Origin of the sequence: Shewanella chilikensis (assembly GCF_002836945.1) — a bacterium.
GTDB lineage: Bacteria > Pseudomonadota > Gammaproteobacteria > Enterobacterales > Shewanellaceae > Shewanella > Shewanella chilikensis.
In genome coordinates, this window is sequence record NZ_NIJM01000054.1 from 1 (window position 1) to 12,705 (window position 12,705).

7 protein-coding genes are annotated in these 12,705 nt (G+C 55.9%); 1 reads left to right on the forward strand and 6 read right to left on the reverse strand.

The window, feature by feature from the left end; all coding sequences use genetic code 11:
• Window positions 1–85: 85 nt before the first annotated feature.
• The 6 genes from CX651_RS16425 to CX651_RS16455 all read right to left on the reverse strand — a co-directional run bounded on the left by CX651_RS16425 (window position 86) and on the right by CX651_RS16455 (window position 11,785).
• Window positions 86–4,567 carry an EAL domain-containing protein gene (locus CX651_RS16425; protein WP_101056915.1) on the reverse strand — a complete coding sequence of 1,494 codons (4,482 nt, stop codon included), beginning with the start codon at window positions 4,565–4,567 and terminating at the stop codon, window positions 86–88.
• 321 nt (window positions 4,568–4,888) lie between these two features.
• Window positions 4,889–6,088, reverse strand: a complete 1,200-nt coding sequence (gene prpF, locus CX651_RS16435) for a 2-methylaconitate cis-trans isomerase PrpF (RefSeq protein WP_101056919.1) — start codon at window positions 6,086–6,088, stop codon at window positions 4,889–4,891.
• 85 nt (window positions 6,089–6,173) lie between these two features.
• Window positions 6,174–8,765 carry a Fe/S-dependent 2-methylisocitrate dehydratase AcnD gene (gene acnD / locus CX651_RS16440; RefSeq protein WP_101056921.1) on the reverse strand — a complete coding sequence of 864 codons (2,592 nt, stop codon included), beginning with the start codon at window positions 8,763–8,765 and terminating at the stop codon, window positions 6,174–6,176.
• 101 nt (window positions 8,766–8,866) lie between these two features.
• Entirely contained in the window at window positions 8,867–9,991 is a 1,125-nt protein-coding gene (prpC, locus tag CX651_RS16445) for a bifunctional 2-methylcitrate synthase/citrate synthase (RefSeq protein WP_025889866.1), read from the reverse strand.
• Window positions 9,992–10,171: 180 nt separating this feature from the next.
• The gene (gene prpB / locus CX651_RS16450; RefSeq protein ID WP_101056923.1) at window positions 10,172–11,047 is read right to left on the reverse strand and encodes a methylisocitrate lyase; all 876 of its coding nucleotides are present in this window, start codon (window positions 11,045–11,047) and stop codon (window positions 10,172–10,174) included.
• 12 nt (window positions 11,048–11,059) lie between these two features.
• On the reverse strand, window positions 11,060–11,785 hold the full coding sequence (locus CX651_RS16455; RefSeq protein WP_101056925.1) for a GntR family transcriptional regulator: 726 nt from the start codon (window positions 11,783–11,785) through the stop codon (window positions 11,060–11,062).
• 417 nt (window positions 11,786–12,202) lie between these two features.
• On the opposite strand from CX651_RS16455, the gene CX651_RS16460 reads away from it, so the two are divergent.
• A complete protein-coding gene (locus CX651_RS16460; RefSeq protein ID WP_101056927.1) occupies window positions 12,203–12,700 on the forward strand; it encodes a DUF523 domain-containing protein in 498 nt (165 codons plus the stop codon).
• Window positions 12,701–12,705 lie beyond the last annotated feature (5 nt).

A 12,705-nucleotide genomic window follows, 5' to 3' on the forward strand; every position in this document is an offset into this window, starting at 1 on the left:
TTGATCCTTTCAGTGAGATCGTCAAGCGATCTGTCTTAACTGATCGGCATTAGCCATTTGAGCCGCGTTTTTTTATGGGGTGATTTTATTTTCGGCTAAGCAAGGCCTCTGCCTGTCCTTCTGTCATTGGACGTCCCAACAGGAAGCCCTGAGCCTGATCGCAGCCCTGGGCGGCAAGGAAATTCAGTTGAGCCTGGGTTTCCACTCCTTCGGCCACCACCTGTAACTCCAGGCTGTGGGCCAGGACTATGATGGCGTTGATAATGGCGGCATCGTCCGGATCTTTGGTGATATCGCGGACAAACTCACGGTCAATTTTTAAGGTATCCAGCGGGAAGCGTTTGAGATAGGCCAGACTGGAATAGCCGGTGCCGAAGTCATCAACCGCCAGGCTTAATCCCAGCCCCTTCAGTTGATTGAGTATTTCCACCGATTCCAGCGGTTGCTGCATCACTGCTGACTCTGTCAGTTCTATCTCCAGTAGATCTGCAGCCAGACCATGCATGGCAAGAGCCACTTCTATGCTGGAAATAATGTCGGACTGCAGCTGCTTGGCAGAGATATTGATCGCTATCGGAACCGCTTCCAGCCCTTGATTTTGCCAGCGTTCCAGTTGACTGCAGACACTCAGCAGTACCCATTGACCTATGGCGTTGACCTGGCCGGTTTCCTCGGCCAGCGGAATAAACTCTGCCGGAGAAATAGGCCCAAGCTCCAGGCTTTCCCAACGTAGCAGGGCCTCCATGCCGGTGAGTTTACCTGTATGGACACAGAACTTAGGCTGGTACAGCAGGTAGAATTCATCGCGATCCAGCGCCTGTTTCAGCCCGGCTTCCAACTGCACATGGCGTACCGCATAGGCGTTGAGTTTAGCTGTATAGAACTGGAAGTTATTGCGGCCCAACGACTTGGCATGGTACATGGCGGTATCGGCAAACTTCAGCAGCTCCAGCGCTTCTTCGGCATCATCCGGATAGAGGCTAATGCCTATGGATGGTGAAACATTGAGGCAGAAGTCTTCCAGTGCGAAGGGCCGTTCGAACGCCGCCAGCAGTTTTTCGGCGATGACGGTTGCCGCCTTGGTTTTTTGCAGACCTTCGAGAATGATGATGAACTCATCACCACCCAGACGGGCAACTGTATCTCCATCTCTTATCGCTTGGGTCAGTCTGGAGGAGACCGCTTTCAGCAGTTGATCGCCCACATGATGGCCCAAAGAATCGTTAATGTGTTTGAACCTGTCCAGATCCAGAAACAGCAGGGCGACCATGTTACGGTTACGGTGCGCCTGGCGCAGGGCATGATCCAGTCTGTCCTGGAACAGAGTGCGATTGGGCAGACCGGTGAGCTGATCATAGTTGGCTAACAGGCGCAGATCTTCCTCGGCTTGTTTGCGGTCTGTGATATCGGTAAATACCACCACGAAATGACTGGCTTCGCCCTGGCTGTTGAGCACCTGATTGACTTCCATCCACACTAGCAGCGGTTGCTTGCTGTGGGTGCGGATCTGCACTTCACCGGACCAGTGTTTTTGGTTCAGCAACTGATGCTCTATCTGTTGATAGAAGCTTCTGGCGTAGAGTCCCCGGGTCAGGAACAGGAAAGGCTTGCCGGAGATTTTATGCTCGTTGAATCCAGTAGTGCTGCAAAACGCCGGATTGATTGAGATTATGCGATAGTTGAGATCGCAAACCACCACAGACTCATTCATGCTTTCCAGCACCTGGGACGATAACCGCAGCGCCTCTTCCTGACCGCGGCGCATACTGATATCTGTGAAAGTCCCCGCCAGGCGTAATGGCTTGCCGCTGCGGTCGCGTTCGACGATTTTGCCGCGATCCAATACCCAGCTCCAGTTGGCATCGGTGAGTTTGATACGATACTCGGCTTCGAAGAATTCGGTATCTCCCTGTAGGTAGCTCTCCAGTGCCGCTTGAACCTGGTGCCTGTCATCGGGATGCACCAGTGCCATCTGCCGACTGGCGTTGGTTTCCGTTGGTGCTTCCAAGCCTTGTTTAGGGCCGGTAACGAAAAAACGATCATCTTCCAACTGCCAGTCCCACATCCGGTCACCCGAGCCCCAGAGCGCCAGTTTCAGCCTTTCTTCGGAAAGTTGAATGTTGGATTGGGTTTGCTGTTCGAGGCGGCGTTGAGAAAGGAAATGCCTTAGCCAGAGGCTAAAGAGTATCAGTGTCAGCGCCAGGTAAAACAGATAAGCCTGAGTGGTACGGTAAAAGGGGGCCGGCACTGTGAGTTTTAACAGCAGCTGTTCCTGTCCTTCGGGGTTGTGTTGCAACTGATGGCGGGCCAACAGCCGATAGTTGCCAGGTGCTAAATTGGTATAGCTGATCTCGTGCAGCGACTGGGCAGGGTGCCAGCTCTTGTCCCAGCCTTCAAGAAAAAAGCTGAATCTGTGGCGTTGGGGATAGGCAAAATCCAGCGCTGAGATCTCAAAGCTTACCAACTGCTCGCTGTAAGGAATCGTCAGTTCGGGAACGTGACCAAGGTCCAGCCGGGGGAAATAGCTGTTGCCCAGGCGGTAACCTGCCAGGGCCAGTTTAGGTTGTTTGCGAACTTTGGGGACTTGCTGAGGGTAGAAATGGTTCAATCCATTGATGCCACCAAACCAGATACTGCCATCTTTGTCCTGCCAACTGACATTGCCGTTGAACTCCAACGCCTGCAATCCTTCATGTTCATTGAAAGTCAGCACTTTTTCCTTGTCGACGGTAAAGCGACTGATCCCTGAATTACTGCTGAACCAAAGGTCGCCACTCTTGTCTTGCTCTATGGCATAGACGGTATTGCCCGGTAGGCCCTGATTACGGTCGAAGTGTTGCAGCTCATCCTGACGCAAGCGGCTGAGACCGCCGTGAGTAGCAAACCAGATATTGCCGTCTCTGTCTTTGAGTATGTCCCGCACCATGGGATTGACCAGACGATCACCGCGGATGATCTGCTGTTGACCTGTGTCAGGTTGCAGCCAATAAGCCCCGTTGGTGGTACCGACCCAGATGCCGTTATTGGCTGTGCTCAGACTGAGGATCATTTGCTCTTGTGGGCCATCTTCAAGATACTCGTTGACAAAGTGAGCTTGGAATCCCCCTGTTTCCGGCGTGAAATGGTATAAGGTGTTGCCGGCACCAAGCCAGATATGTTCATCTGGACTGATGAGCAAATCACGAATAGCGGGTTTGTTACCCGGGGGGCGATAGAGCTGCATTTCGCCGCTTTTGTTCAGGCTTATCAAGCCGCCACTGCTGGCCAGCCACAATCTCTGGTGACTGTCTTCGGCAATCGCACTTATGGTGAGATCCAAAAAGGATTCATCCTGGCCGAGCAGCTTCGCAAGCTGGTTGTGGTGGGAAATAAAGCGCCCCTCGGCCGTTATATGAAATAAGCCTGCCCTATCTGTGCCCAAATATAGCAGGCCGCCTTTAGTGCGGAATATAGCGCGGATATTATTGGCCCGCTGGCGTTCCAGCGGGTTTTGATTGTTGTAGATATGCTCGAAGTACTGCCGGGCCAGGTTCACCTTGTCTATGCCGGAAAACAGGCTGCCAATCCATAAGACCCCGTTATTGTCCTGCAGTAGGCTGTAGACATCATTGTCACTGAGGCTGTTGGGATCCGATGGATCATAGCGATAGTATCTGGCTTGCCACTGACCTTCTTTAAGCCGCAGTTGGATAAGTCCCGTCTGTTGCCCACCAAGCCAGATGTCACCTCTGCTGTCGAAGATAAATTCGAGAATGCCCCGATTGGGTTTTGGTAAACGATAGATAAGCTCCGGGTTGTTCAAACCAGGCGGATAACGCCAGAGTGCGTCATCAATAGCCAGCCACAGGGCGCCATCTTCGCTCAGGCGCGCCTGTACCGGATGACCATGTTCGGCATCGGGTAAGGGCAGGGGCTTGAGTCCCTCATTACGCAAAACCAGCAAACCATCACTATGGCTGCCAATCAGCAAGGCGTCTTTGCCTATGGGGGTCAGCACTTGGATATCTGTGCTGATATTTTGCCTCAGTGACAGCTCATGCAACTCGTCGCTGTCAGTATCCAGGGCGTAGAGTCCATTGCCGCTACCGATCCACAGTGTGTCTCCCACCAGAGCCAGGCGGTTAATTTTTTTGCTGCTGAGCCCCTGGTCGCGGCCAATGGGAGTGAATACGCCTGTTTGTAGATCCAGGCGGTTCAAGCCGCCATTGAAGGTGCCTACCCAAAGTTGCCCCTGGCCATCCTGCAGTATGTCGGTGACGTGATTATTCGACAATGTCTGGCTGTGGTAGGGGTCATGTTGAAACAGGGTAAAGTCGATGCCGTTGTAACTGTGCAGCCCATCCTGGGTGCCAATCCACAAGATACCGGCCTTGTCCTGGTAGAGGCTGGTGATGCTGTTCTGATTAAGGCCATTCATGCTGCTGACATGCTGAAATTTGAGCTGGGGCACAGGTTCAGCCCTGAGCTCAAACAGGCTGATAGATAACAGCAGAGCGGCGAGTAAGCAACAGATCCGCGACAAGAAACCCTCTTCTTTGGTGGCTTGGGTTAGTGATAATGTAACCATTCTCTATGGGGGTAAAGCTGACAGGTGTTCCAAGGCATTGTTGAAACTGTGCAGGTCAATGTTGACCTATCTCCTGGTTCCTTCCAATGTTTGCCTTGTATAAACATCCATCAGTCTCGTAGAGTCAGTAACCCCCTAATACAGAATGGTATTACTTATAACAGATTTCTTTTCTCTGTTTGGCAAACTTTATATTGCATGGTTGCAAATTGGAATGAAAAAAGGCCCCGCCGGAAGGGAGGAAGCGGAGCCTTTACAAAAGGGAAGTGGCGATCAATTACTTAACAGGGGGATTGCCTTGAGCCAAAACTCAACTGAATTTTAGCAACTGCTGCCCGGTATCCTGACTACGCCCTCCATCAGGATGCGCGCCGAGCGACTCATGATGGCCTTGGTCACCTGCCACTGACCGTCCTTGAATTCAGCCTCTGCGCCGACTTTCAAGGTGCCGGATGGGTGGCCGAAGCGTACCGAGCTGCGCTCACGGCCGCCGGCCGCCAGGTTAACCAGGGTGCCCGGGATAGCCGCAGCCGTGCCTATGGCCACTGCCGCCGTGCCCATCATGGCGTGGTGCAATTTACCCATGGACAGGGCGCGAACCAGGAGGTCAACATCGGTTTCGGCCAGCTGTTTGCCACTGGAAACCTGATGCGCCTGCGGTTTGGCTACAAACGCTACCTTGGGAGTGTGTTGGCGGGTTTCGGCTTCGGATAGCTCCTTAATCAACCCCATGGCCAGCGCGCCGTGTGCCCTAAGCAGCTCAAAGCGAGCCAGCGCCTCGGGATCGCCGTTGATCTCCGGCTGCAGCTCGGTGCCTTGATAGCCGAGATCGGCGGCATTGACGAAAATGGTCGGGATCCCGGCGTTGATCAGCGTTGCCTGAATTTTACCGCTGGGGTGTACTTGGGTGGGAACCGTCAGCTCATCCACCAGCTTGCCGGTAGGGAACATGGCGCCGCCGTCTTCACCATCATCGGCAGGGTCGATAAATTCCAGCACAATTTCGGCGGCGGGGAAGGTGACACCGTCGAGCTCAAAGTCACCGGTTTCCTGCACTTCACCGGCGCTGACCGGCACCTTGGCGATAATGGTCTTGCCGATATTGGCCTGCCAAATCCGCACTTCGCAGATGCCGTTTTCCGGTACCCGTTCCGGAGCAACCAGACCGGCATGCAGGGCAAAGGCGCCTGCCGCAGTGGAAAGGTTGCCGCAGTTGCCGCTCCAGTCGACAAAGGGCTTATCTATGGAGACCTGACCATAGAGGTAGTCTACGTCGTGACCGGGAACCTGGCTGGCATTCATGATCACGCATTTGCTGGTACTCGAGGTCGCGCCGCCCATGCCGTCAGTGTGTTTGCCGTAGGGGTCAGGGCTGCCGATGACCCGCATCAACAAGGCGTCGCGGGCCGGGCCGGGCACTCTGGCCGCCTCGGGCAGTTTGTCCAGGCGGAAGAACACTCCCTTACTGGTGCCGCCGCGCATATAGGTGGCGGGAATTTTTATCTGTGGTTTAAATGCCATGGCATTGGATCCTTTGACATAAATATTCTTATCAGTCGGCCATAACCTTGGCTATGGCCGACTTGGTCACGCATCAAGGGCCGGCTTAAACATTGCCCTGCAAGAAGTCCTGCGCGAAACGCTGCAGTACACCACCGGCTTCATAGATGGTTACTTCCTCAGCGGTATCCAGGCGGCAGCGCACAGGTACTTCTACCGTTTCGCCATTGCTGCGATGCAGCAACAGGGTCAGAGTGGCACCGGGAGTGCGCTCGCCGAGAACGTCGAAGGTTTCTGTGCCATTTATGCCCAGGGTCAGCCTGTCGGTCCCCGGGAAGAACTCCAGCGGCAGCACGCCCATGCCTATCAGGTTGGTTCTGTGAATGCGCTCGAAGCCTTCGGCCACAATCGCCTCGACTCCGGCCAGGCGCACGCCCTTGGCGGCCCAGTCACGGCTGGAGCCCTGGCCATAGTCTTTACCGGCTATGATGCACAGGGGTTGCTTGCGCTCCATGTAGGTTTCTATCGCTTCCCACATGCGTACCTGTTGCCCTTCGGGCTCGATACGGGCCAGCGAGCCCTGGATCACCTTGCCGTTGTCGTCCTTGACCATTTCGTTGAACAGTTTGGGGTTGGCAAAGGTGGCCCGTTGAGCTGTCAGATGGTCACCCCTGTGGGTGGCGTAGGAGTTGAAGTCTTCCTCCGGCAAGCCCATCTTGGCCAGGTATTCACCGGCGGCGCTGGATGGCAGAATGGCGTTCGATGGCGACAGGTGATCCGTGGTGATGTTGTCACCCAATACCGCCAGTGGCCGCATCCCCTTGAGCGCACGTTCACCGGCCAGGGCGCCTTCCCAGTAGGGTGGGCGACGGATATAGGTGCTCATTGGGCGCCAGTCATACAGAGGGTCGACCCCATCACCGTATTCCACGGCGATATTGAACATGGGCTCATACACCTTGCGGAACTGCTCCGGCTTGACCGACGACTTGACGATGGCATCTATCTCTTCATCGCTGGGCCAGATGTCCTTGAGGGTTACGGCGTTGCCGTTCTGATCTGTGCCGAGTGCGTCTTTCTCTATGTCGAAACGCACAGTCCCTGCAATGGCGTAGGCCACTACCAAAGGCGGCGAGGCCAGGAATGCCTGCTTGGCATAGGGGTGGATCCGGCCATCGAAGTTACGGTTACCGGACAATACCGCGGTGGCGTAAAGATCTCTGTCGATCACTTCCTGTTGGATTTTGGGATCGAGCGCGCCGCTCATGCCGTTACATGTAGTACAGGCGAAGGCGACTATGCCAAAGCCCAGCTGTTCCAGGTAAGGCAATAGCCCAGCCTCGCGCAGATAGAGATCCACCGCCTTGGAGCCGGGGGCCAGAGAGGTCTTGACCCAAGGCTTGCGTACCAGGCCTTTTTCCACTGCGTTGCGGGCGATAAGGCCGGCGGCAATCACGTTGCGTGGGTTACTGGTGTTGGTACAGCTGGTGATGGCGGCGATAATCACGGCGCCGTCCGGCATCAGGCCTTCTTGCTGCTCGATCTTGCCGGCAATGCCTTTGGCGGCCAAGTCGCTGGTGGCCAAACGGGCATGCGGGTTGGAAGGACCGGCCATGTTGCGCACCACGGAGGAGAGATCGAACTCCAGTACCCGCTCATATTCGGCGCCTTCGAGGCTGTCGGCCCACAGACCCGTGGTCTTGGCATAGTTTTCCACCAGCGCTACCTGCTCGTCATCACGGCCGGTGAGGCGCAGATAATCTATGGTTTGCTGATCGATATAGAACATGGCGGCAGTGGCGCCATATTCGGGAGTCATGTTGGAGATGGTTGCCCTGTCACCCAGGGTCAGGCTGGCGGCGCCTTCACCGAAGAATTCCAGATAGGCACCCACCACCCGCTCTTTACGCAGGAATTCGGTCAGCGCCAGCACTATATCCGTGGCGGTAATGCCGGGAGCGGCCTTGCCGGTCAGCTTGACGCCGACTATGTCCGGCAGGCGCATCCAGGAAGCGCGGCCGAGCATCACGCTTTCGGCTTCCAGACCACCCACGCCTATGGCGATCACCCCAAGGGCATCCACGTGTGGCGTGTGGCTGTCGGTGCCGACACAGGTGTCCGGGAAGGCTACGCCGTCGCGACTCTGGACCACGGGGGACATCTTCTCCAGGTTGATCTGGTGCATGATGCCGTTGCCGGGCGGGATCACATCGACGTTTTTAAAGGCCGTCTTGGTCCAGTTGATAAAGTGGAATCTGTCTTCGTTGCGTCTGTCTTCAACGGCGCGGTTTTTCTCGAAGGCATCCGCTTCAAAGCCGGGGTGTTCCACCGCCAGAGAGTGATCCACAATCAGTTGGGTCGGCACCACAGGGTTAACCTTGGCCGGATCGCCCCCCTTGTCGGCGATGGCATCACGCAGACCGGCCAAATCAACCAGTGCTGTTTGCCCGAGAATGTCGTGACACACCACCCGCGCCGGAAACCAGGGGAAGTCCAGATCCCGTTTGCGTTCGATAATCTGTTCGAGGAAGTCGTTGAGCCTGCCGGGCTCGGCGCGGCGTACCAGGTTTTCGGCCAACACCCGCGAGGTGTAGGGCAATTTGGCATAGGCTCCGGGGCTGATGGCCTCGACTGCGGCGCGGGTATCGAAATACTCGAGGCTGGTGCCGGGCAGGGGAATTCGGTAATTGGTATTCATGAGTTCTGTCCACTGAGAAGCAACTGCAAAAAGAGCCGGGCCCCTGCTCACTTGGGTGCCCGCTCTTGCTCATTCATCGGGCGGCCGTTTGGCCGCCGGGATCAACGCTCGCTGAGAGGCGTCACCTTGCGTGGCTCAACCCCAACATAGTCGGCACTCGGGCGGATAATGCGGTTGTTGGCGCGCTGCTCCATCACGTGTGCGGCCCAGCCGGTGAGGCGGGAGCAAACGAAGATGGGGGTAAACAGCTTGGTGGGGATCCCCATGAAGTGATAGGCACTGGCGTGGAAGAAGTCGGCGTTACAGAAGAGTTTCTTCTCTTCCCACATCAGGGCTTCACAGGCGACAGAAACGCGATAGAGGCGATCATCACCATATTCCTGCGCCAGCTTTTCCGACCACTCTTTGATGATCACGTTGCGGGGGTCAGACTCACGGTAGATGGCGTGACCAAAGCCCATGATCTTCTCTTTGCGCTCCAGCTTGCCCTTGAGCACTTCGCGGGCATGGTCTTCATCGCGCATATCCTGAATCAGCTCCATCGCCGCCTCGTTGGCGCCGCCGTGCAGAGGGCCGCGCAGTGAGCCAATGGCGCCTGTGATGCAGGAATGCATGTCAGACAGGGTAGAGGCACAAACCCGGGCGGTGAAGGTAGAGGCGTTGAATTCGTGCTCGGCGTAGAGGATCAGTGACACATCCATAACCCGGGCATGCAGGGCAGATGGAGCTTCGCCGTGCAGCAGGTGCAGGAAGTGGGCGCCTATCTGGTCGTCATGGGTTTCTGTGTCTATACGCACGCCGTCATGGCTGTAGCGATACCAGTAACAGATGATGGAAGGAAATGCTGCCAGCAGACGGTCGGCCACTTCACTCTGCTCGGAGAAATCTTTTTCGGTTTCCAGGTTACCCAGCATGGAGCAACCGGTACGCATAACGTCCATAGGGTGGGCATCGGCCGGGATCCGCTCCAGCACCTCTTTCAGTGCCTGTGGCAGGCCGCGCATGCCTTTGAGTTTCTGACGATAGGCCGCCAGTTGAGTTTCGGTGGGCAGTTCGCCGTAAAGGATCAGGTAGGCCACTTCCTCGAAGCTGACGTTTTCGGCCAGATCTTTGACGTCATAGCCGCGGTAGGTCAGGCCTGAGCCGGACTTACCGACTGTGCTCAGTGAAGTTTCGCCTGCGCTTTGGCCGCGTAATCCGGCGCCGCTCAGTTTCTTGTCAGTCATAATGCATTCCCTCTTCCGTTACACTCTTGTCAATTTGTTGGCCAGCCATGGCTGGTCTGGTTTGCGGTTGCCTTTTTCAGCGCTCTGGGGCGCTGTGTAGGGCGGCAACCCCGGGTGTTTCATGGGGCAAACCCTGCAACCGGCGCGTCTGCGCCGGTCAATCATCCCTGGATTCAGCCGTTACTTTTGGCTGAACAGCTCATCGAGCTTGGTTTCGTAGTGGTGGTAGCCGAGGAACTTATACAGTTCTTCACGGGTTTGCATGGCACCGACCACATTGCGTTGGTGACCGTCGGCCATCAGTGCCTGCATCACTTTCAGGGCGGCCAGGTTGGCGGCGCGGAAGGTGCTCAGTGGGTAGAGCACCATGTCGGCACCGGCTTCGGCCAGTTGTTCCTTGTTGAACAGTTCTGTCTTGCCAAATTCGGTCATGTTGGCCAGGATCGGGGCGTTGACGGCCGCCTTGAATCGACGGTACTGATCCAGCTCGGTCAGCGCCTCGGCAAAGATCATGTCGGCGCCCGCCTCGATATAGGCCTGGGCGCGTTCGATACCGGCATCCAGCCCTTCCACGGCAACCGCGTCTGTGCGAGCCATGATGACGAAGTTCTCATCTGTGCGGGCATCCACAGCGGCCTTGATACGGTCGACCATCTCTTCGGTGCTGACCACGGCCTTGTTGGGTCTGTGACCGCAGCGCTTCTGTGACACCTGATCTTCCATATGCACGGCGGCAACACCGGCCTTTTCAAACTCCTTGATGGTGCGGGCAATGTTGAAGGCGCCGCCCCAGCCTGTGTCTATGTCGACCAGCAGCGGCAGTTCGGTGGCCGATGTGATACGGCCGGCATCGATCAGTACATCGTTCATTGAGGTCATGCCCAGATCCGGCAGGCCGTAAGAGGCGTTGGCGACACCGGCACCGGAAAGGTACAGGGCCTGAACACCGGATTGCTCTGCCATCAGGGCGAAATAGGCATTGGTGGTTCCCACGATTTGAAGTGGCTTGGCCTTGGCCAGAGCCTGGCGGAATCTGAGTCCTGCGCTGCGAGTCATCTGTTTGCTTCCTTATATTGAGTCCAGGGCGGCATGCTCCGCCTGAAGCTGTTTGAGTCTGAGTTCGGTATTGCGCCGTCCCTGTTCGATATGACGGCGCATCAGCAAGCCGGCCAGTTCGGCATCGCGCTGGGCTATGGCTTCGACTATGCGTCTGTGCTCGGCGATGGCTTTGACCGGGCGGTTCTTATTGGTGCATTGATAGCGATACATTCTCAGTAGGTGATACAAGCCGCCGATCAGGGTTTCCTGCAGGTGCTTGTTACCGCTGGCGCGGATGATCTGGTAGTGAAAGTCCACATCACCCTCTTCCTGAAAATAGGTATCGCCTTCTGCCAGCGCCGCTTCCTGACGGGCCAGCAGTTGCCACAACTGGCTGAGCTGCTCATCGGTTATCCGTTTGGCGGCCAGTTCACAGGCCATGGCTTCCAGCGTACTGCGCAGCTCGTAGAGGTCGTTGAGCTCAGCCACTGTCATGGCGGCGACTCTGGCACCCACATGGGGGATACGTACTACCAAGCGCTGACGCTCGAGGATCTGCAAGGCCTCACGGGTTGGACCGCGGCTGATACCGTACTTGAGTGCCAGCGCCTGCTCGTTGATCTTGCTGCCGGGAGCCAACTCACCCTTGATGATGCTGGTCTGAATTTGCACCAGGATCTGATCCACTAGGGTACTGCTCTTCTCCGGAGTGGCTTTATCAACGCCGTTTTTGTCCAACACAGGTACCTGAGTCACTGGTTAAGTTCTGCTCAATTATTAACAATGGCTCGACATTAGATGTGATCTGGGTCATTGTCAACAATGCATTTACCTAGACGTAAGTCTAATAATTTGGTGTTTTTGATGGTTAAACCCTTACTTAACATTGTCTTGGGTTTATTTTTTAAACTTGCTGTTAGCATGGGTTTACACTTGCTATTGCAACTATTGTCGACAATCCTGTTTTAAACAGTTTTCTTGAGGGGCGACTGATAGAATGCTCCTTGTCAGCGGCAGACAAGGAAAAGAGCGAAGCTTGTTATCCGTAGCAGTGTCCCAGACCCTGGGCCGTTAAACCGAGAGCATGAGCCACTGCCAATTAGGGGAGGGCGGTTGCCCGGAGTGAATCGTTCGAGTGAGGAGAGTGGCAAGAGTGACAAGAGTGGACAAAGCATGAGCGCAGAAATCAGCAACACAGCAAAACCGAATCGGATATTGATAAGCGCCTGTTTATTGGGGCAAGAAGTACGCTATGACGGTGGCCATAACTTGCTCAATGATGCCAGAATGCAGCTATGGCAGGCCCAAGGGCGGTTTGTGCCTTTCTGCCCCGAGTGCGCCGGCGGCTTGCCGACACCCAGAGCTCCGGCCGAACAGATACAGGGACGAGTGCTGACCTGTGACGGTGAGGACGTGACAGAGGCCTTTGAGCGAGGCGCCGAGCTGGCACTGGCCAAGGCGCAGCAACAGCAAGTGGTTGCGGCCATTCTCAAGGCCCGCAGCCCTTCCTGTGGCAAAGGCAAGATTTACGATGGCAGTTTCTCCCGCCAACTCATAGAGGGCGACGGCGTGACCGCCGCCTTGCTGATGCGTCATGGCATTCAAGTGTTCAGCGAATTTGAGCTGGATGCTGCCGAGAAGTATCTGACTGAATGTGATAAAAGCGCTTGAGTCGA

Coding starts and splice junctions, on each gene's coding strand:
- prpB (WP_101056923.1), bottom strand. CDS start 11,047: ATGACTCGCAGCGCAGGACTCAGATTCCGCCAGGCTCTGGCCAAGGCC.
- prpF (WP_101056919.1), bottom strand. CDS start 6,088: ATGGCATTTAAACCACAGATAAAAATTCCCGCCACCTATATGCGCGGC.
- CX651_RS16460 (WP_101056927.1), top strand. CDS start 12,203: ATGAGCGCAGAAATCAGCAACACAGCAAAACCGAATCGGATATTGATA.
- CX651_RS16425 (WP_101056915.1), bottom strand. CDS start 4,567: ATGGTTACATTATCACTAACCCAAGCCACCAAAGAAGAGGGTTTCTTG.
- prpC (WP_025889866.1), bottom strand. CDS start 9,991: ATGACTGACAAGAAACTGAGCGGCGCCGGATTACGCGGCCAAAGCGCA.
- acnD (WP_101056921.1), bottom strand. CDS start 8,765: ATGAATACCAATTACCGAATTCCCCTGCCCGGCACCAGCCTCGAGTAT.